Annotated in this window: 17 protein-coding genes and 1 tRNA gene; 10 read left to right on the top strand and 8 right to left on the bottom strand. The window is 73.6% G+C overall.

Annotation, left to right across the window (positions count from 1 at the left end; genetic code table 11):
• The first annotated feature begins 94 nt into the window (after positions 1-94).
• Complete coding sequence (locus ABD347_RS30045) at positions 95-1,180, top strand: S-(hydroxymethyl)mycothiol dehydrogenase (RefSeq protein WP_344367108.1); 1,086 nt, start codon at positions 95-97, stop codon at positions 1,178-1,180.
• A complete protein-coding gene (locus ABD347_RS30050; protein ID WP_344367110.1) occupies positions 1,180-1,809 on the top strand; it encodes an MBL fold metallo-hydrolase in 630 nt (209 codons plus the stop codon). The genes ABD347_RS30045 and ABD347_RS30050 overlap by 1 nt, the downstream gene beginning before the upstream one ends.
• On the opposite strand, the gene ABD347_RS30055 is transcribed toward ABD347_RS30050, so the two are convergent.
• On the bottom strand, positions 1,793-2,722 hold the full coding sequence (locus ABD347_RS30055) for an RluA family pseudouridine synthase (protein WP_344367112.1): 930 nt from the start codon (positions 2,720-2,722) through the stop codon (positions 1,793-1,795). The genes ABD347_RS30050 and ABD347_RS30055 overlap by 17 nt on opposite strands.
• Before the next feature lie 246 nt (positions 2,723-2,968).
• On the bottom strand, positions 2,969-4,408 hold the full coding sequence (gene xylB / locus ABD347_RS30060; protein ID WP_344367114.1) for a xylulokinase: 1,440 nt from the start codon (positions 4,406-4,408) through the stop codon (positions 2,969-2,971).
• A gap of 79 nt (positions 4,409-4,487) precedes the next feature.
• Between xylB and xylA the strand changes: the two genes are divergently transcribed.
• Positions 4,488-5,657: a xylose isomerase gene (gene xylA / locus ABD347_RS30065; protein ID WP_344367116.1), complete on the top strand. Its 1,170-nt coding sequence runs from the start codon at positions 4,488-4,490 to the stop codon at positions 5,655-5,657.
• Between the two features lie 374 nt (positions 5,658-6,031).
• Here xylA and ABD347_RS30070 read toward each other — a convergent pair whose 3' ends face one another.
• Entirely contained in the window at positions 6,032-7,279 is a 1,248-nt protein-coding gene (locus ABD347_RS30070) for an ROK family protein (RefSeq protein ID WP_344367118.1), read from the bottom strand.
• A gap of 84 nt (positions 7,280-7,363) precedes the next feature.
• A tRNA-Leu gene (locus ABD347_RS30075) sits at positions 7,364-7,448 on the bottom strand.
• A 142-nt stretch (positions 7,449-7,590) separates the two neighbouring features.
• Here ABD347_RS30075 and ABD347_RS30080 point away from each other — a divergent pair.
• The 3 genes from ABD347_RS30080 to ABD347_RS30090 all read left to right on the top strand — a co-directional run bounded on the left by ABD347_RS30080 (position 7,591) and on the right by ABD347_RS30090 (position 10,272).
• Positions 7,591-8,931 (top strand): M20/M25/M40 family metallo-hydrolase, encoded by a 1,341-nt coding sequence (locus ABD347_RS30080; protein WP_344367120.1) that lies wholly within the window; start codon positions 7,591-7,593, stop codon positions 8,929-8,931.
• A gap of 177 nt (positions 8,932-9,108) precedes the next feature.
• Positions 9,109-9,342: a chaplin gene (locus ABD347_RS30085; protein ID WP_344367122.1), complete on the top strand. Its 234-nt coding sequence runs from the start codon at positions 9,109-9,111 to the stop codon at positions 9,340-9,342.
• A 138-nt stretch (positions 9,343-9,480) separates the two neighbouring features.
• The gene (locus tag ABD347_RS30090; RefSeq protein WP_344367124.1) at positions 9,481-10,272 is read left to right on the top strand and encodes a chaplin; all 792 of its coding nucleotides are present in this window, start codon (positions 9,481-9,483) and stop codon (positions 10,270-10,272) included.
• Between the two features lie 70 nt (positions 10,273-10,342).
• Here the strand turns inward: ABD347_RS30090 and ABD347_RS30095 are convergent, their stop codons facing one another.
• Positions 10,343-10,531 (bottom strand): DUF5703 family protein, encoded by a 189-nt coding sequence (locus ABD347_RS30095; protein WP_344367126.1) that lies wholly within the window; start codon positions 10,529-10,531, stop codon positions 10,343-10,345.
• A 47-nt stretch (positions 10,532-10,578) separates the two neighbouring features.
• On the opposite strand from ABD347_RS30095, the gene ABD347_RS30100 reads away from it, so the two are divergent.
• Positions 10,579-11,232 (top strand): hypothetical protein, encoded by a 654-nt coding sequence (locus ABD347_RS30100; RefSeq protein WP_344367127.1) that lies wholly within the window; start codon positions 10,579-10,581, stop codon positions 11,230-11,232.
• A gap of 204 nt (positions 11,233-11,436) precedes the next feature.
• On the opposite strand, the gene ABD347_RS30105 is transcribed toward ABD347_RS30100, so the two are convergent.
• On the bottom strand, positions 11,437-13,818 hold the full coding sequence (locus tag ABD347_RS30105) for a helix-hairpin-helix domain-containing protein (RefSeq protein WP_344367129.1): 2,382 nt from the start codon (positions 13,816-13,818) through the stop codon (positions 11,437-11,439).
• Entirely contained in the window at positions 13,815-14,798 is a 984-nt protein-coding gene (locus ABD347_RS30110; protein ID WP_344367131.1) for an aldo/keto reductase, read from the bottom strand. Before ABD347_RS30110 ends, ABD347_RS30105 begins: the two co-directional genes overlap by 4 nt.
• Before the next feature lie 163 nt (positions 14,799-14,961).
• Here ABD347_RS30110 and ABD347_RS30115 point away from each other — a divergent pair, with 163 nt between their 5' ends.
• Positions 14,962-16,014, top strand: a complete 1,053-nt coding sequence (locus tag ABD347_RS30115) for an LLM class F420-dependent oxidoreductase (protein WP_344367132.1) — start codon at positions 14,962-14,964, stop codon at positions 16,012-16,014.
• Positions 16,015-16,295: 281 nt separating this feature from the next.
• Positions 16,296-17,081: a ferritin-like domain-containing protein gene (locus ABD347_RS30120; protein WP_344367133.1), complete on the top strand. Its 786-nt coding sequence runs from the start codon at positions 16,296-16,298 to the stop codon at positions 17,079-17,081.
• A gap of 17 nt (positions 17,082-17,098) precedes the next feature.
• Here the strand turns inward: ABD347_RS30120 and corA are convergent, their stop codons facing one another.
• Entirely contained in the window at positions 17,099-18,097 is a 999-nt protein-coding gene (gene corA / locus ABD347_RS30125) for a magnesium/cobalt transporter CorA (RefSeq protein ID WP_344367197.1), read from the bottom strand.
• Between the two features lie 308 nt (positions 18,098-18,405).
• Between corA and ABD347_RS30130 the strand changes: the two genes are divergently transcribed.
• Positions 18,406-19,092: a histidine phosphatase family protein gene (locus tag ABD347_RS30130; protein ID WP_344367135.1), complete on the top strand. Its 687-nt coding sequence runs from the start codon at positions 18,406-18,408 to the stop codon at positions 19,090-19,092.
• The last annotated feature ends 42 nt before the right edge of the window (positions 19,093-19,134 follow it).

Here is a 19,134-nt window from a genome sequence, read left to right on the forward strand (position 1 = left end):
GGGCTTCGCGCACGCGGCCGAATATCCACCCCTCCGGGCACCGGTGACCGGAATAGTGGTGCCGGACATCCGCACGACGAAGGGAAGAGCCACGATGGCACAGCAGGTCACAGGCGTCGTCGCCCCGGGGAAGAACGAGCCCGTGCGCGTGGAGACCATCCTGGTCCCGGACCCCGGCCCCGGTGAGGCCGTCGTGAAGATCCAGGCGTGCGGCGTGTGCCACACCGACCTTCACTACAAGCAGGGCGGCATCAACGACGACTTCCCGTTCCTCCTCGGCCACGAGGCCGCGGGCGTGGTCGAGTCGGTGGGCGAGGGCGTCACCGACGTCGCACCCGGCGACTTCGTGATCCTCAACTGGCGAGCGGTGTGCGGGAAGTGCCGGGCGTGCCGGCGCGGCAGGCCCTGGTACTGCTTCGACACGCACAACGCCACGCGGAAGATGACGCTGGAGGACGGCACGGAACTGTCGCCCGCGCTCGGCATCGGAGCCTTCGCCGAGAAGACGCTGGTCGCCGCCGGGCAGTGCACCAAGGTCGATCCGTCCGTGGCCGCGTCCGTCGCAGGGCTGCTGGGCTGCGGCGTGATGGCCGGCATCGGCGCGGCGATCAATACCGGCCAGGTCGGGCGGGGCGACTCGGTCGCCGTCATCGGCTGCGGCGGCGTGGGCGACGCGGCGATCGTGGGCTCCCGCCTCGCGGGCGCCGCGCGGATCATCGCCGTGGACGTCGACGACCGGAAGCTGGAGACCGCCCGGTCGATGGGCGCCACCCACACCGTCAACTCCCGCACCACCGACCCGGTCGAGGCGATCCGCGAGCTGACCGACGGATTCGGCGCCGACGTCGTCATCGAGGCGGTCGGCCGGCCCGAGACCTACCACCAGGCGTTCTACGCCCGCGACCTCGCCGGCACCGTCGTCCTCGTCGGCGTCCCGACACCCGAGATGAAACTGGAGCTCCCGCTCCTCGACGTCTTCGGGCGCGGCGGCGCGCTCAAGTCGTCCTGGTACGGCGACTGCCTGCCCTCCCGCGACTTCCCGATGCTCATCGACCTGCACCAGCAGGGCCGCATCGACCTGGGCGCGTTCGTCACCGAGACGGTCGGCCCCGGCGACGTCGAGAAGGCGTTCGCGCGGATGCACGAGGGCGACGTCCTCCGCTCGGTGGTGGTGTTCTGATGACCGCGCGCATCGGGCACCTCGTCACCTCCGGCACGTTCTCGCTGGACGGCGGCACCTGGGACGTCGACAACAACGTGTACCTCGTGGGGGACGGGGCGGAGGCGATCGTCATCGACGCGGCGCACGACGCCGACGCCATCCTGGCCGCCCTCGACGGCCGTACGCTGCGGGCCATCGTCTGCACCCACGCCCACAACGACCACATCGACGCCGCACCCGCGCTCGCAGCCGCCACCGGCGCCCGCATCCTGCTGCACCCCGACGACCTGCCGCTGTGGCAGCGGACCCACCCGGACCACCACCCCGACGGCGAGCTCACCGACGGACAGGTCCTCACCATCGCCGGCGTGGACCTCACCGTCCTCCACACCCCCGGCCACGCGCCCGGCGCGGTCTGCCTCCACGCGCCCGACCTCGGGACCGTCTTCACCGGCGACACGCTCTTCGCGGGTGGCCCGGGCGCCACCGGCCGGTCCTTCTCCCACTTCCCGACGATCATCGACTCGATCCGCGACCGGCTGCTCACCCTGCCGCCGGACACCGTCGTCCGCACCGGACACGGGGACACCACCACGATCGGCGCCGAGGCCCCGCATCTGGAGGACTGGATCAAACGAGGCCACTGAGCGCCAGCCCGCTCACGAACCGCATCGGCACGCCCGTGACGGGGTCGGTGAACTCCAGTGTCCGCGCCAGCAGTTGCAACGGACGCGTGAAGTCCTCCGGCCCGTCCTCCCGCACCACCGGGTACAGCGGATCGTGGAGGATCGGCACCCCCAGGCGCGCCATGTGGACGCGCAGCTGATGGGTCCGGCCGGTCGCCGGCACCAGCCGGTACCGGCCCAGCCCGCCCCGGCACTCCAGCAGCTCGACGAGGCTCTCGCTGTTGGGCTCCCCCGCCTCCTCACGCGCCGCCGGCACGCCCCGCTCCTTCACGATCCGGCTGCGGACGGTGACGGGCAGCCGCAACGAGGGCTCGTACGCGGCCACCGCCTCGTACTCCTTGCGCACCCGCCGGTCCCGGAACAGCGTCTGGTACGCGCCCCGGTCCTCCGGCCGTACCACGAACAGCGCGAGCCCCGCCGTCAGCCGGTCCAGCCGGTGCGCCGGCTGCAACTCCGGCAGCCCCAGGTCCCGCCGCAACCGCGCCAGCGCCGTCTCCGTGACGTGCCGTCCGCGCGGCGTCGTCGCCAGGAAGTGCGGCTTGTCCGCGATCACGATCCGCTCGTCGCGGTGGACGATCCCCACCTCGAACGGCACCCGCTCCTCCGGCGGGAAGTCCCGGTGGAACCAGACGTACCGCCCCGGCGCGTACGCCTCCTCCGCTCCGACCGGCGCCCCGTCCGCCCCGACGAACCGGCCCGCCGCCACCATCGCGTCCACCCGCTCGGCCCCGATCGCGCCCGCGTACCGCGTGAGCAGATGGTCCCGGACGGTGGGCCACGCCCCGGCGGGGTCGGCGGGCAGCCGCAGCCGCACGGGGTCGATGCCGGCGCGCTGCGGAAGGGGGGCGGCCGGGGCCTTGGTCCTGCGTCTCACGCACCCACCGTAAGCGGTACGGCACCTCGCCCGTGCCCCGCTCCGCCCCGCTCGCCACCCGCCCTCGGTCTCCACCGCACAGGAGGCGGCCGGGGCGCCGCCGTGGTCCGGCACCCCGGGACGCGTCAGCGGCGTACCGCTCCACCGCGCCCGGCCACCGCTCCGTACCGGTACGGCATCAGACGCGGCCCGACGCGCCACACCGGCCGCCGCCCTCGGACACGCACCGGAAGCCGCCGGCGGACCTCACCGGGGCCCCGGGGCGCCGAGCTGGGGCAGGACGGCGCCGATCCGGTCCCAGGTGGCCCGGTCGCGCTCCACCGGAGGCAGCGTCTCGCCCTGGCCGCCGCCCCACGCGGTCGCGACGGCCACCGCGTCCTCGCCGCCCGCCGCGCCCGCCGCCAGGGCCGCGGCGCCCAGCGCGACGAGCTCGGCGGTACGGGGCAGGACCACGGGCCGCCCGGAGAGACGGCGTACGGTCTCCACCCACGTACGCCCCCGGGCGCCGCCGCCGATCAGCCGCAGGGGTGCCTCCCCGTTCGTGCGCGGCAGCTCGTCGAGGGCCCTCAGGAGGGTGAACGCGGCACCCTCGTAGGCGGCCCCGAGGAGCTGCTGCCGGGTGGTGGCGTGGCGCAGTCCGGTGAGCAGGCCGGAGGCGCCGGGGAGGTCGGGGGTGCGTTCGCCGTCGAGGTACGGCAGGAGGACGGCCTCACCGCCGGGGGCGGCGTCCTCGCGGTCGAGGCCCAGCAGGCCGGCGACCTTGTCGACGGCCAGCGTGCAGTTGAGCGTGCAGCCGAGGGGGAGGTACGTGCCGTCGGTGGCGGCGAAGCCGGCGAGCGCGGCCGTGGCGGGCCGGGTGCGCGTGGCCGCGAAGACGGTGCCGGAGGTGCCCAGGGAGACCACCGGGTGGTCGAGCAGCCCCCGGCCGCCCAGCCCGAGCCCCACGGCGGCGGCCATGTTGTCCCCGGTGCCCGCGGCGACGGCGATGCCTTCCGGGAGGCCCAGTTCCCGGGCAGCACGGGCGGTCAGCGAGCCGACGCGGGTGGCTCCGGTCGGGGCCACGGCCGACAGGCGGGCGGGGTCCAGCCCGAGCAGGTCGAGCAGCTCGGGGTCGTAGGCCCCGGTCGCGGTGCTGTACCAGCAGGTGCCGGACGCGTCGCCGGGGTCGGTCGCGGCCGTCCCGCCGAGCCGCTCGGTGAGGAAGTCGTGGGGGAGGCGTACGGCGGCGGCCGCCTCGGCCGTACGCGGCTCGTGCTCCCGCAGCCACTGCCACTTGGCGGCCGTCATGGACGCCACCGGTACGGAGCCGGTGCGGGCGAGCCAGCCGTCGGCGCCGAGACCGTCGGTGAGGGCGGCGGCCTGGGGTGCGGAGCGGGTGTCGTTCCACAGCAGGGCCGGACGCAGCGGCCGGCCGGCCGGGTCCAGGACGACCAGGCCGTGCTGCTGGCCGGCGACGGCGATGCCGGTGACCGCGCGGGAGTCGAAGCCCTCCAGGGCCTCGGTGACGGCCCCGGCGAGCGCCCGCCACCACTGCTCGGGGTCACTCTCGCGCGCTCCCGCCTCACCGCTGACCGTATGGGCGGCCCGGCCGGTGGCCAGGACCTGTCCGGACGCGGCGTCGACGAGGACCGCCTTGGTGGACTGGGTGGAGCTGTCCACGCCGATCACGGCCGGGGACGACGGCATCTCGTTGCCTCTCTCTTGGCTAAGGGCCATCCGTAGCGTATTAGTAATGTGAGAAAACAAATAGACCTGGAGGCCGAACATGTCGGATCGCTTCATCCCCACTCCCGAGGACAGGTTCACGTTCGGGCTGTGGACCGTGGGCTGGCAGGGCACCGACCCCTTCGGCACCGCGACGCGCCCCGCCCTGGACCCCGTCGAATCGGTGGAGCGCCTGGCCGCGCTCGGCGCGTACGGCGTGTCCTTCCACGACGACGACCTCATCCCCTTCGGCTCGTCCGACGCCGAGCGGGAGGCGGTGGTCAAGCGGTTCCGCGACGCGCTGGACCGCACCGGCATGAAGGTGCCGATGGCGACCACCAACCTCTTCACCCACCCGGTCTTCAAGGACGGGGCCTTCACCGCCAACGACCGCGACGTCCGCCGCTACGCGCTGCGCAAGACGATCCGCAACATCGACCTGGCGGTCGAGCTGGGCGCGAAGGTGTACGTGGCCTGGGGCGGCCGCGAGGGCGCCGAGTCGGGCGCGGCGAAGGACGTCCGGGCGGCCCTGGACCGCATGAAGGAAGCCTTCGACCTCCTGGGCGAGTACGTCACGAGCCAGGACTACGACCTCCGCTTCGCCATCGAGCCCAAGCCCAACGAGCCGCGCGGCGACATCCTGCTGCCCACCATCGGCCACGCCCTCGCCTTCATCGACCGCCTGGAACGCCCCGAGCTGGTGGGCGTCAACCCGGAGGTGGGCCACGAGCAGATGGCGGGCCTCAACTTCCCGCACGGCATCGCCCAGGCCCTGTGGGCGGGCAAGCTCTTCCACATCGACCTCAACGGCCAGTCCGGCATCAAGTACGACCAGGACTTCCGCTTCGGCGCGGGCGACCTGCGCCAGGCGTTCTGGCTGGTCGACCTGTTGGAGAGCGCCGGCTACGACGGCCCCCGCCACTTCGACTTCAAGCCCGTGCGCACCGACGGCTTCGACGGCGTCTGGGAGTCCGCGAAGAACTGCATGCGCAACTACCTGATCCTCAAGGAGCGCGCCGCCGCCTTCCGCGCCGACCCCGAGGTGCGGGAGGCCCTCGCGGCCTCCCGCCTCCCCGACCTGGCCCGCCCCACCGCCGAGGACGGCCTCGCCTCCCTCCTCGCCGACCCCACGGCGTACGACGGCTTCGACCCCGCGGCCGCGGCCGCCCGCTCCATGTCGTTCGAACGCCTCGACCAACTGGCCCTGGAGCACCTCCTGGCCACCCGCTGACCTCCCTCCGGGACCTCCCTCCGGGACCTGTCTCCGGCGGGCGCCCGCCCGGCCGTCGCCCTCCGCCTCCCCGGAGCCGGCGGCCGGGGGGCGTGGTGCCGGCGGGTTGCGGGCCGCTGGAGCCGGATGGGGTGCGGCCGGTGGGCAGGGTCGGGGCCCCTCCGGGCCCGCCTCCTCGCGGTCGGCGGGGCACCGGGCCGGTCCGGTGACCGCTGCTCGCCGCTGATCCGCTGCGGGGGTGACCTGCACGGCCCCTCCTCGCCGCGCATCCGCCCGCGTATCCGCGTACCCCGCCGGGTCGGCGACCACATCCCGCCCGGAACCCACCCGGCCGCAACCCACCCCACCCCCGCCCGGGCGTACCGGCCCGCGCGTTACCGGGCCGCGCGCTCCGCGTACCCCGCCGGGTCGGCGACCACGTCCCGCACCACCACCGCCGCGGCGCCCCGCGCCGCGTCACCCGCGGACGACGACGCCCGCAGCCGCCCGCTGCCCGCCGGCCACAGCCCCGACACGACCCGAAGGGTCAGCTCCCGGTCCGCCGCCGGGCCCAGCCACGGCATCAGCGGCCGGTAGACGCCGCCCAGCACCACCGCCTCCGGGTCCAGCAGATTCACCGCCCCGGAGACCACCAGCCCCAGCATCCGCCCGGCCCGCTCCAGCGCCGCCACCGCCCGGGCGTCACCGGCGAGGGCGCGCCGTTCCAGCTCCGCCACCCCCGGCATCCCCGCCGTCTCGTCGAGCCCCGCGCCCCGCAGGAGCGCCGCCTGGCCGGCGTACTGCTCCAGGCACCCGCGCGAACCGCACCGGCACCGAGGGCCTTCGGGGTCCGCCACGGCGTGCCCGATCTCCCCGGCGAACCCGTGCGCCCCGCGCATCAGCTCACCGTCCACGACGACGGCGCCGCCCACCCCGATCTCGCCCGTCAGGTACAGGAAGCCGCGTACCCGTTCCGGACCGGCGCCCACACCGAACCAGAGCTCCGCCAGCGCCGCCGCGTTCGCCTCGTTGTCCGACGCCACCGGCAGTGCCGGCCGGCCGGGGACCAGGGCATCCAGCGCCCGCGCGAACAGCGTCTCCGCCGCGACCTGGTTCCAGCCGAGGTTCGGGGCCTGGCGCACCGTGCCGCCGGACACCAGCCCGGGCAGCGCGAGCCGCGCCCCGGCCGGGCGCAGCTCCTGCTCGGCCGCCGACCGGAGCGTCCGCGCCGCGATCCGCGCGGCCCGCTCCAGGACCTCGCCGGGCGCCACACCACGGTTGTCCACGTGCTCGGTGAGCCGCACCCGGTCGGTGCCGGCCAGGTCGACCACGCACACGGACACGTAATCGATGTTGATCTCGACGCCGAGTCCGGCGGGCCCCGTGCGCGCCACTCGCAGCGCGGTACCCGGCCGCCCGGCCTGCCCGCTGAACGTCTTGCCCCGCTCGGTGAGGAACCCCCCGGCCAGCAACTGCTCGACCAGCGACGACACCGCCGCCCGCGTCAGCCCCACCCGCGCCGCGACCGCCGCCCGGGTCGCCTCGCCCTCGTCGTGCACGGCCCGCAGCACGAGGCTCAGGTTGTGCCGTCGCACGGTGTCCTTGTCGGCCTTGGGCTCCAGCGGATCGAGAGTGTTCTTCATCGTGCGGCCGAGCCTATGCGAAGCCGTACACGCAGAAGCGCGGGCCCGGTCTGCCGACCGTACCCGCGCTTCTCGCTGTCGCTGTGTCCGAGGGGGGACTTGAACCCCCACGCCCGATAAAGGGCACTAGCACCTCAAGCTAGCGCGTCTGCCATTCCGCCACCCGGACAAGGTGTCTGTCTCGCGGCCCGTGGCCGTTCCGACGTGGAAAACCATAGCAAACATTGGGAGCGCTCGATCACGCCCCCGCGTCCGGCGGGGGAGGGGGCAGGATGAGAGGACCCAGCAGCCCCGACGCGGGAGGAACCAGCGTGAGCGAGTCGAGCACGGCGCGAACCGCCACCGGCAACGGCGAGTCCGCCGAGAACGAGGTCACCGACCTCTGCCGTGACCTCATCCGGATCGACACCAGCAACTACGGCGACCATTCGGGTCCGGGGGAGCGGGCGGCGGCCGAGTACATCGCCGGGAAACTCGCCGAAGTGGGCCTCGAACCGAAGATCATCGAGTCCCACAAGGGCCGCGCCTCCACGGTGGCGCGGATCGCGGGCGAGGACCCGTCCCGGCCGGCGCTCCTGATCCACGGCCACACCGACGTCGTCCCCGCCAACGCCGACGACTGGACGCACCACCCGTTCTCCGGTGAGATCGCGGACGGCTGCGTCTGGGGCCGGGGCGCGGTCGACATGAAGGACATGGACGCGATGACCCTCGCGGTCGTACGGGACCGGCTGCGCAGCGGCCGCAAGCCCCCGCGCGACATCGTGCTGGCCTTCCTCGCGGACGAGGAGGCGGGTGGCACGTACGGCGCCCGCCACCTCGTGGACAAGCACCCCGACCTCTTCGAGGGCGTCACGGAGGCGATCGGCGAGGTCGGCGGCTTCTCCTTCACCGTCAACGAGAACCTGCGCCTCTACCTGGTCGAGACGGCCCAGAAGGGCATGCACTGGATGCGGCTCACCGTCGACGGCACCGCGGGACACGGCTCGATGACCAACACCGACAACGCCATCACCGAGCTGTGCGAGGCGGTGGGGAGGCTCGGCCGGCACACCTGGCCGGTCAGGGTCACCAAGACCGTACGGTCCTTCCTCGACGAGCTGTCCGACGCGCTCGGCACCCCGCTGGACCCGGAGGACATGGACGCCACGCTCGCCAAGCTCGGCGGCATCGCCAAGATGATCGGCGCCACGCTCCGCAACTCGGCCGCCCCGACCATGCTCGGCGCCGGGTACAAGGTCAACGTGATCCCCGGGCAGGCGACCGCGCACGTGGACGGGCGCTTCCTGCCGGGGTACGAGGAGGAGTTCCTGGCCGACCTCGACCGGCTGCTCGGTCCCCGTGTCCGGCGCGAGGACGTGCACGCCGACAAGGCGCTGGAGACCAGCTTCGACGGGGACCTGGTGGACGCCATGCAGTCGGCGCTCAGGGCGGAGGACCCGATCGCCCGTGCGGTGCCGTACATGCTGTCCGGCGGCACGGACGCCAAGTCCTTCGACGACCTGGGCATCCGCTGCTTCGGCTTCGCGCCGCTGCGGCTGCCCCCGGAGCTGGACTTCGCCGGGATGTTCCACGGGGTCGACGAGCGGGTGCCGGTGGAGGGCCTGAAGTTCGGCGTCCGGGTGCTGGACCGTTTCATCGACGCGAGCTGACGGCCGGGCCCGCCCGACCTCGGATAGTCAGGTGAAACGAAACTCCAATAATCGCCCGCGTGTGCACATCTGACCGAAAAGGGTGAACGGCGTCATCCGGTCGTAGCCCGATTACCTCCCTGTCGTTACAGGTGATGCGGTCCGCGGTTGGGACCGCATTGCCAACGAGGAGGAATAATGATCAAGAAGGTCGCCGCAGTCGCGGTCGCCACCGGCGGGCTGGTCCTGGCCGGCGCGGGCATGGCCGTCGCGGACGCGAACGCGAACGGTGCCGCCGTGGGCTCCCCCGGTGTCATTTCGGGCAACGTGATCCAGGTTCCCATTCACATCCCGATCAACGCCTGTGGCAACACGGTGAACGTCATCGGCCTGCTGAACCCGGCCTTCGGGAACGTCTGCATCAACGACTGACGTTGAGCCTCGACCCCTAGTGGTTTGAGCCCGGCCGGCCCCGGAGCGCGCGCCATGCGCTCCGGGGCCGCTGGACATTCGTACCTCCCGGCGCTGTGCCGGAGGTATTCGGGAAGCCTAGAAGGCAGGAAACCAGCTATGCGACAGGTCACGCGAAAGGGCCTGACCATCGTGGCGGCCGCGGGTGGCGTACTCGCCCTCGGCGGCGGATTCGCCCAGGCGCACACCGGCGCCGACGCCCACGGGGCGGCGACGAATTCCCCGGGCGTCGCGTCCGGGAACAACGTCCAGGCGCCGGTGAGCGTACCGGTGAACGCGTGCGGCAACACCGTGAACGTGGTCGGGGCACTCAACCCGTCATTCGGGAACAAGTGCGTCAACAAGTCCAGCGGTGCCAAGGCGGACGGGGTGGCGGCGAACTCTCCGGGCGTCGCGTCCGGGAACAACGTCCAGGCGCCGGTGAACGTGCCGGTGAACGCGTGCGGCAACAGCGTCGACGTGGTCGGGGCGCTCAACCCGTCGTTCGGGAACGAATGCGCCAACGGTCACCCGCACAAGCCCGACAAGCCGGGGGAGCCCGGCAAGCCCGGGAACCCGGACGAGCCGGGCAACCCGGGGAACCCGGACGAGCCCGGTAACCCCGGCACCCCGGACGAGCCCGATGAGCCCGGCACCCCGGACCAGCCCGGTACCCCGGACCAGCCGGACGAGCCCGGCAAGCCGGGGACGCCGGCCAAGCCGGGCAGCCCGGACCTGCCCGGTTCGCCGATCGAGCCGAACGAGCCCGGCGCGCAGACCGTCACCCCGCCGCAGGCGGAGGACGAGCTGGCGCTCACCGGTGCCGCTCCGCTCGGCATGCTGATCCCGGCGGGCGCGGGCCTGCTGCTCGGGGGCGCGGTTCTCTACCGTCGTACCCGGCAGGCCTCGTAGTCCCCGTCCTCGCGGATACGACGGAGCGGGCCTCGCGGTCGCGGGGCTCGCTCCGTTCTGCTCGTCACCCTTACCAGGTGGCGCGCGCCTGACGGATGATGCGCCGGCGCAGCCGCACACGGCGGCTGCCGTCCCGGTGCAGACTCAATCGGTCCAACTCCCAGTGTCCGTACTCGGCTTGGTCGGTCAGCAGACGGGTCGCCTCCTTGCGGGACACCCCGCGAGGTACGTACACGTCGACAAATTCGTATTCCGGCATCGCATCTATTGTGCGGGCATGGGCCCGGTACGGATAGCGTCTGCACTATGTCTGATGCTGCGCAGCCCACCGCTGCCGAGGTACGTGCCGCCGCCGAGGCGGTCAAAGCCGCACTGGACCGTCACCTGGAGGCGGTCGAGAACCGCACGGGTGATGACGACCCGGCCGTCTATGCCGCCTTCAACGCCCTCGCCACCGCGGCCGAGGCATACGACGAGCGGCTCTACGACCGCTACGACGAGGTCACGCCGTTCGAGATCCCCGGCGTGGAGGACTCCCTCCCGCCCTACGAGGGCCCCGAGGAACCGAACGCGCTGACCGTGCTGATCCGCCGCGACTACGCGGTGGTCGAGCCACAGCGCCTGCTGGCCCAGTCGCAGCGCATCGCGGACCTGGACCGTGAGGACGACGGCGCGGAGGCCGCCGCGGTGGTGGGAGCGAGCATCCACGCGGCGCTGGGCGTGCTGTTCGGCGAGTTCGAACCGGACGAGATCGCCTCGCGGCACAAGGAGTTCGGCCTGGAGGAAGGCGACTCCACCCTCTGGGTGGCCGCCGCGGACGAGCTGCCGGAACCGGGCGAGTGGCTGAGCACCCCGTTCGACCAGACGGACCCGGGCCGGGTGATCTGCCGCTTCGACGTGAGCGCGGTGTTCGACGAGGACGAACTCCACGGCGATCCGGAGCGCCCCGACATCCCCTGAGGCCTGCCTGCCAGGACGCCCCCCGACGCGGGGAGCACCACCCCGGGCCGGGGCCCACCACCCCGGGCCCGTCGCCCCGCTCTGGGCACCCGGGGCTGGGCCCGGCCTCCAGGCCCCGCGACGGCCGCACAGCGGCCCGCACGGGGTCTCCTGCCGCGCCCCGGGGGGCGAGGACCGCCCCGGGGGCGAGGACGGAGCCTGGAGTCACTCCTCCGTGGCGAGGAGCGACTCCAGAAGCGTGCCGAGGCGGGTGGTGCGGGGCCGGGGGAGCGCCTCGGAGACCGCGCGGGGCAGTGCCTGGTCCACGCCGTGAACCACGGAAAGGTGCCGCTCACCGCGGCTGAACGCGGTGTAGACCCACGCCCGGTCCAGTGCCCCGGCCGCGTCGCCGGGCAGCACGACGACCGCCGCCGGCCAGCGCATGCCCACCGCCTGGTGGGCGGTCAGCGCCCAGCCGTGGCGGAGCGCCGTGTCGACCCGGTCCTTCGGTACGAGGACCCGCCCGCCCTCGCAGTCCAGGTGCAGCCCGTCCGCGTCCGCCGAGAGCACGGTTCCCGGCACCGTCCGGCCCGGCGTCGGGGCGTAGGCGATCCGGTCGCCCGGGTCGAAACCGCCGAAGCGGCCCGGCCCCGGGTTCAGCCGCTGCTTCAGCGCCGCGTTGAGCGCCCGAGTACCCGCCGAACCGCCATGGCCGACGGTGATCACCTGGGTCTGCTCGGCCGGCACGCCGATCGCGCGCGGTACGGAGTCCGCGACCAGCTGGACCGTACGGTGCACCGCCTCGCCGGCGTCCCGCACCGGAACGATCACGACCTCCTTGCCCGGTGCCCCCACCTGGTTCAGCTCACCGATCCCGATGCCGGAGACCAGCTCCCCGATCGGCCCCGGGTCCGGTGTGCGCGACGCGATCCGCGGACACGCCCGCGCCGCCAGGACGTCCGCGAAGACCCGCCCCGCGCCCGCCGACCACAGCACGGCGGGGTCACCGCTCAGCACCAGACGGCACCCGTCCGGCAGGGACTCCACCAGCATCGCGGCCGTCTCGACGTCCAGCTGCGGGGCGTCCAGCACGACCAGCAGATCCAGCGCGAGCGCCCCGTCCTCGTCCCGGTCCGGTCCACCGCCACCGGTCAGCAGCCCGGCGACGGTGACCGCGTCCAGGTCCGTGCCCAGCCGACGGCGGCCGTTCTCCGTGTACGCGGCCACGGCCGCCCGGAGCCCGATGCCGCGCGCTGCCCCGGCCAGGGCGACCGCCTCGGCCCGCGCCGCCTCCCCGCCCGTGTGCGCCACGAGCCCGTGCTCGGCGACCGCCCGGCTCAGGTCCGTCGGCGGGACGTCCCGCCAGCGGGCGTCCGGGCCGCTCCTGGCGATCCGGGCCAGCCCGTCGGCGAGGCTCTCCTCCGCCAGCGCGTACCGGTCGAGCCCCAGCAGCACCGGCACCGGCACCGGCACCGTGCCCTCCGCCGTCTGCTCCCCGTCCTCGTCACCGGCCGTGTCCTCGTCCGGACCGTCGTGGAAGACCAGCACCGCGCCCTCGGCGATCGCGTGCCGCACCGCTTCCTCCGGTGCGGGCACCGCGTGCTCCGTCAAGGCCGCCCGCACGTCCGCCGCGTCCAGCGCGGTGTGCCCCTGGAGGGCCGCCCGCTGGAGCAGCCACCCGACGAGCGCGACCGTCCGCCGCTCGTCCCCGGGGCCGCACTCCGCCCCGAGCAGCGCCCGGGCGAAACCGTCGGGCTGCTCGGGGCGGACGCCCGGCACCGACAGCAACTGCCAGGGGTCCTCGCGCAGCACGTCCGCCGCCGTCTCCCCGAGCAGGCCGGCCACCCGCGCGGCGAGCGACTCGGGCGCGCCGCCCTCGGCCAGGACGGCCCGTACCGACGCGACCGTCTCCGGCGCCGGCACCCGCGCCGCGGGACGGGCGGGTCCGGCGGGCACCGCCGGCCGCACCGGTGGGGCGGGCTCCGGGGTGGGTCGCCGCGGCGCGGGCGCGGGGGAGTCCAAGAACGTCGTGCCGGACGACGTGCCGCTCTCCACCGCCCGTACCGCCGCCAGCAGGTCGGCGGCCGTGCCGCTCAGCTTGCCGCCCGCCGCGATGGTGCCGCCCTTCTCGGCCTTGCGCTGCTCGATACGCGCGCGCAGCTCCCGCTGCGCGGCCAGCTCCGCCTCCACCTCGGACACCGCGCCCGCGTCGGCGCCCACCGGCGTCCCACCGGCGTCTCGACCACCAGCGTCCGCGCCCTCCGGGCTCCCGCCCTCCGGCGTCCCGCCCGCGCCGTCATCCCCGGCGTCCGCGCCCTCCGGGCTCCCGTCCACCGGCTCATCCCCAGCGTCCGCCCCCTCCGGGCCCCCGCCCACCGGCTCATCCCCAGCGTCCGCCCCCTCCGGGCCCCCGCCCACCGGCGTCCCGCCCGCGTCCTCACCTCCCGCGCCGTCACCGCCCGCGGCCGGGACTTCGGCTTCTCCGGGCGGGGCGGCGGCGTCGGCCGGGCCGCCGGGCTCCAGGTCCTCCGCGGCGGCGGACGCGGCGGCGTTCTGGTCGTCGTCGGCCGAGGGGCCGGGGGTTGCCCCCCGGGGAAGCGCGGTCACAGCGTGCTCCAGTCCTGATCGGGATAGCGGTGCACGGGCGCCGACACATCGTCGAGCGCCCGGCGGATCTCGTCAGGAAGACTAAGGGTCTCCACTGACAACGCGGCCTCCAGCTGCCGCGCGTTGCGCGCGCCCACGACCGGCGCCACCACCCCGGGCCGGTCCCGCACCCACGCCAGCGCCACCTGGAGCGGGGTGGCCGCCAGCCCGTCGGCGGCGGTGATCACGGCATCCACGACGCGGGTCGCGGAGTCGTCCAGGTAGGGCTCGACGAACAGCGCCATCCGGTCCGACGCACCACGTGAGTCGGACGGCGTGGCGTGCCGGTACTTGCCCGTCAGCACCCCTCGCCCCAGCGGCGACGACGGCAGCAGCCCCATGCCCAGGTCCAGCGCGGCGGGCAGCACCTCCCGCTCCACGCCCCGCTGGAGCAGCGAGTACTCCATCTGCGTGCTGGCCAGCCGGGCCCGTGCCCCGCCCGGGGCAAGCTGCCATGTCGCGGCCTTCGCCAGTTGCCAGCCGCAGAAGTTGGACACGCCCACGTACCGCGCCCGTCCGCTGCCGACGGCGATGTCCAGGGCCTGGAGCGTCTCCTCCAGCGGGGTCTCCGGGTCGAAGGCGTGGACCTGCCACAGGTCCACGTAGTCCGTGCCGAGCCGGGCCAGCGACGCGTCCAGCGCCGCCAGCAGGTGCCCGCGCGAACCGTCGACCCGCCGGTCCGGGTCCGGAACGCTTCCGGCCTTGGTCGCGATGACCAGGTCGCGCCGGGGGACCAGCCGTTCCACCAGCCGGCCGAGCAGGTACTCGGCCTCACCGCCGCCGTACACGTCCGCCGTGTCGATCAGCGTCCCGCCGGCCTCCCAGAACGCCTTCAACTGGTCCGCCGCGTCGTGCTCGTCGGTGTCCCGCCCCCAGGTGAGGGTGCCGAGGCCGATCCGGGACACACGCAGGCCGGTACGGCCGAGATGCCTCTGCTCCATGGCCGCGAGATTACTGGCCAGAGGCGCACGCGGAGAGAGCCTGTGGACAACCCCGTGCGCTGCGCGGCCGCCGCCCTCCTGACGGGACGAGGGCCCGCGCGCTAGAGTCCGGACGCAGATCGTTACTGATCAGTAAATGAGTCGACGAGTAAGGGGACCGGCTATGCGGCTCGGCATCAACCTCGGCTACTGGGGCGCGGGCATGGACGGCGACAACCTCGCCGTCGCCCAGGAGGCGGACCGCCTCGGCTACGACGTCTGCTGGGCCGCCGAGGCGTACGGCTCGGACGCCCCGACCGTGCTGGCCTGGGTCGGCGCCCAGACCGAGAACATCGACATCGGCTCCGCGATCATGCAGATCCCGGCCCGCCAGCCCACCATGACCGCCATGACGGCGGCCACTCTCGACTCGCTCTCCGGCGGCCGGTTCCGCCTGGGCCTCGGCGTCTCGGGACCGCAGGTCTCCGAGGGCTGGTACGGCGTCAAGTTCGACAAGCCGCTCTCCCGCACCCGCGAGTACGTGGAGATCGTGCGCAAGGCGATGGCCCGCGAGCGGCTGACCCACGAGGGCACGCACTGGACGCTGCCGCTCCCCGGTGGCCCCGGCAAACCGATCAAGCTGACCGTCCACCCGCAGCGCGAGCACATCCCGCTCTACATCGCCGCCATCGGCCCCAAGAACCTGGAGCAGACCGGCGAGATCGCCGACGGCGCCCTGCTGATCTTCCCGTCCGCCGAACACCTGGAGGACACCGCGCTCCGGCACCTCCGCGCGGGCCGCGAGAAGGCGGGCCTGACCATGGACGGCTTCGACGTCTGCCCGACCCTGCCGCTGGCCATCGGTGACGACGTCAACGGGCTCGCCGACATGTTCCGGCCGTACACCGCGCTGTACGTGGGCGGCATGGGCAGCCGCAAGCAGAACTTCTACAACCAGCTCGCCCAGCGCATGGGGTACGAGAAGGAGGCCGCCGAGATCCAGGAGAAGTACCTCTCCGGGGACAAGGCCGGCGCCGCGGCCGCCGTTCCGCACCGGCTGATCGACCAGACGACGCTGCTCGGCCCGGTGGAGCGGATCGCCGACCGGATGCAGGCGTACGCGGCGGCCGGGGTCACCACCCTCACCCTCGCCCCGGCCGGCTTCACGCTCGACGAGCGGATCGCGGCGCTGCGGGCGGGTACCGAGGCCCTGGACCGCGCGGGCCTGGTCGACTGACGACCGGACAAGCCTGCGGCCGTGGTGGGGGCTCGGGGTCATCCCCGCCACGGCCGTCACGCTGCACAACGCTCCACACCCCCGAGGGGTTACTCCCCGAGCGCACCCGGCGCGCGCGAGGACCGATGTTCCCCTCCCGCGCCCCCCTGTGCTCGGCCATCCGGCGGACTTCAGCACCCATGTCGTTGCCACGTCCGTCCCGCCGCATTTGACTCGTCCTTTGCGGAACTTCCCGCGACTTCGCGGAAGCGCCCACAGACGAGCGCATGGAGGTGGCATTGATGCTGTCGGCCCGAAGCCTGTTCCAGGAGATCGTCCACAACGACGACTCCTACCGGCTGTTCTGTTCCATCGCGGCCAGCGGGGAGGCCCAGGGCGGCTGGGAGAACGCGCGTATCGCCGCCCTCCTCCCGGAGAGCATGCGCGAGCTCGCGCCCAAGGTCACCCGGCACGGGGCCGACGAGGACAAGCACGGCCGGATCTTCAACGCCCTGCTGAAGAAGCGTGGCCTGGAGCCGGTCCCGGTCCCGCCGGAGGCCGACTACACGATGCTGCTGGAGCAGCGCGGTATCGGCCTGGCCCACGAGAAGCTGCGCCGGGACCAGCCGCTGACGGAGCAGGACATCCTCGTCTACCTCTCGCACAGCCGGGTCACCGAACAGCGCGCCGCCGACCAGATGGAGATGCTGGTCAAGTACTTCGGCGACCACCCCGAGGTCGGCAAGGCCATCCGGCAGATCTCCCACGACGAGGACAACCACCTGGCGTACTGCCACGAGGAGCTGCTGGGCCTCGCGTACTCCGGACACGGCCGCGCCATCCAGCGCACCCTGCGCGAGTGCGCGCTCGCCGAGATCGCCGTCTACCGCGATGTCAGCCTCGCCGTCATGGACCACATGGGCCGCATCCTCAAGTGGCCCGGTGCCAAGCGGACGGCCCTCGCCCTGGGCATCCGCGGCATGTACGCCTACGAGAGGGCGGGCGGCTGGCGGCGCATGGTCGCTCTCAGGATGCCGGAGCGGCGCGACGCGCTCGGCGGGCCGGCCGAGCCCGCCCCGGCGTACTGAGACGCGCGCCGCGCGGCCTACAACCAGCCACGGCGCTTGAACAGCCGGTACAGGCCCACGACCGCCACCGCCATCAGCGCGATCACGGCCGGGTAGCCCCACACCTGGTGGAGCTCCCACATGTGGTCGAAGTTCATGCCGTAGACGCCCGCGACCATCGTGGGCACCGCGGCCATCGCCGCCCACGCCGAGATCTTCCGCATGTCGTCGTTCTGCCGCACCCCCATCTGCGCGAGATGGGCGGACAGGATGTCCGACAGCAGCCGGTCGAGCCCCTCCACCTGCTCGGTGGCACGCGTCAGATGGTCGCTGACGTCCCGGAAGAACGGCTGGGCCTCCTCACTGACGAAGGGCACCCCCGCGCCCGAGAGCCGGGCCATCGGCGCGGCCAGCGGGCCGGCGGCCCGGCGGAACTCCAGCACCTGGCGCTTGAACGTGTAGATCCGTGCCGCCGTGTTCTTGGCGTCACCGCCCGCCGGCTGGAAGACCTCCGTCTCCATCTCCTCGAGGTCGACCTGAAGCTCGCCGGCCACCTCGATGTAGTGGTCGACCACGGCGTCGCTGATCGCGTACAGCACGGACGTCGGCCCCTGCTTGAGCACCTCCGGCTCCGCCTCCAGCCGCTTGCGCACGGCCGTCAGGGGCGCGCCCTCGCCGTGCCGGACCGTCACCACGAACGAGTCGCCCACGAAGACCATCAGTTCCCCCGTGCTGACGGTGTCGCTCTCCGGCTCGTAGACCACGGGCTTGAGGACCATGAACAAGGAGTCGTCGTACACCTCCAGCTTCGGCCGCTGGTGCGCCTTGAGGGCGTCCTCCACGGCCAGCGGATGCAGGCCGAACTCCTCCGAGACGTGATCGAACTCCTGCTCCGTGGGCTCGTGCAGCCCGATCCACAGGAACGAGTCGCCGGAGTTCGCGGCGCGGGCCGCCTCGAGCGCATGGGAGAAGTCGGACGGGCCCTCACTTCGGTGCCCGTCCCGGTAGATGGCACAGTCCACGATCACGGCGCGTATTCTCCCCCGGCCGCGGGCCCCGCGCACCTGTCGAACCGCGCCGGGCCCGTCCTCCGGAGCCCGCCGCGCTCCCGTGCCCCGGCACGCGCTGCCCCGGCACGCGCTGCCCCGGAGGAGGGGGGACACCCGCCGGCCCCGCGTTCCCCGCGCCCGCCCGGCCCCCGCTGGTCGCCGAAGCCCGGCCACCAGGGCCTGCCGTCGGTCACCGATGCGCCCCGCGCCCCCACAGGCCGGGGGCCGCTCCCACCGCGGCGCCCTCCTCCGCCTCGTACGGCCCGATCAGGAGAACAGGCCCTAGGCTGGCAGGCATGGCCACGTTGATCCTCGTACGGCACGGACGCTCGACCGCCAACACCGCAGGCGTACTCGCCGGCTGGACGCCCGGGGTCACCCTCGACGAGCGCGGCACCGCGCAGGCCGCGGCCCTGCCCGGCAGGCTGGCAGGGGTGCCGCTCGCGGCCGCCGTCACCAGTCCGCTCCAGCGGTGCCGGGAGACGCTCCAGCCGCTCCTCGACTCCCGGCCCGGCCTGCACCTGCACGCCGAGGAACGGATCGGCGAGTGTCACTACGGCGACTGGTCCGGGCGCAAACTCGCCGAACTCGCCGACGAACCGCTGATGGAGACCGTCCAGCGGCATCCGTCCAACGCGGCGTTCCCCGGCGGCGAGTCGCTCCGCGCCATGCAGGCCCGCGCCGTGGAGGCCGTACGCGAGTGGAACGCGCGCGTGGAGGCGGAGAACGGGGAGGACGCGGTCTACCTGATGTGCTCCCACGGCGACATCATCAAGTCGCTCGTGGCGGACGCACTCGGGATGCATCTCGATCTGTTCCAGCGGATCCATGTGGATCCTTGTTCCGTGACGGCGATCCGTTACACCCGGCTGAGGCCATCTCTTCTGAGGCTCGGCGACACCGGCGACTTCGCCGGGCTGATCCCGCGGGAGGAACCCGGCGGCGAGGCCGCGGAGGTGGGCGGCGGCGCGGGAGCACCGTGATCGAATCGCACAGTAGGGTGGACGGGCCGCAGCGCCGTCCGA

It is taken from the genome of Streptomyces gobitricini (genome assembly GCF_039532985.1).
GTDB lineage: Bacteria > Actinomycetota > Actinomycetes > Streptomycetales > Streptomycetaceae > Streptomyces > Streptomyces gobitricini.

Coding starts and splice junctions, on each gene's coding strand:
- ABD347_RS30100 (WP_344367127.1), top strand. CDS start 10,579: ATGTCTGATGCTGCGCAGCCCACCGCTGCCGAGGTACGTGCCGCCGCC.
- ABD347_RS30130 (WP_344367135.1), top strand. CDS start 18,406: ATGGCCACGTTGATCCTCGTACGGCACGGACGCTCGACCGCCAACACC.
- ABD347_RS30110 (WP_344367131.1), bottom strand. CDS start 14,798: ATGGAGCAGAGGCATCTCGGCCGTACCGGCCTGCGTGTGTCCCGGATC.
- ABD347_RS30085 (WP_344367122.1), top strand. CDS start 9,109: ATGATCAAGAAGGTCGCCGCAGTCGCGGTCGCCACCGGCGGGCTGGTC.
- ABD347_RS30095 (WP_344367126.1), bottom strand. CDS start 10,531: ATGCCGGAATACGAATTTGTCGACGTGTACGTACCTCGCGGGGTGTCC.
- ABD347_RS30050 (WP_344367110.1), top strand. CDS start 1,180: ATGACCGCGCGCATCGGGCACCTCGTCACCTCCGGCACGTTCTCGCTG.
- xylA (WP_344367116.1), top strand. CDS start 4,488: ATGTCGGATCGCTTCATCCCCACTCCCGAGGACAGGTTCACGTTCGGG.
- ABD347_RS30120 (WP_344367133.1), top strand. CDS start 16,296: ATGCTGTCGGCCCGAAGCCTGTTCCAGGAGATCGTCCACAACGACGAC.
- ABD347_RS30070 (WP_344367118.1), bottom strand. CDS start 7,279: ATGAAGAACACTCTCGATCCGCTGGAGCCCAAGGCCGACAAGGACACC.
- ABD347_RS30090 (WP_344367124.1), top strand. CDS start 9,481: ATGCGACAGGTCACGCGAAAGGGCCTGACCATCGTGGCGGCCGCGGGT.
- ABD347_RS30115 (WP_344367132.1), top strand. CDS start 14,962: ATGCGGCTCGGCATCAACCTCGGCTACTGGGGCGCGGGCATGGACGGC.
- ABD347_RS30045 (WP_344367108.1), top strand. CDS start 95: ATGGCACAGCAGGTCACAGGCGTCGTCGCCCCGGGGAAGAACGAGCCC.
- xylB (WP_344367114.1), bottom strand. CDS start 4,408: ATGCCGTCGTCCCCGGCCGTGATCGGCGTGGACAGCTCCACCCAGTCC.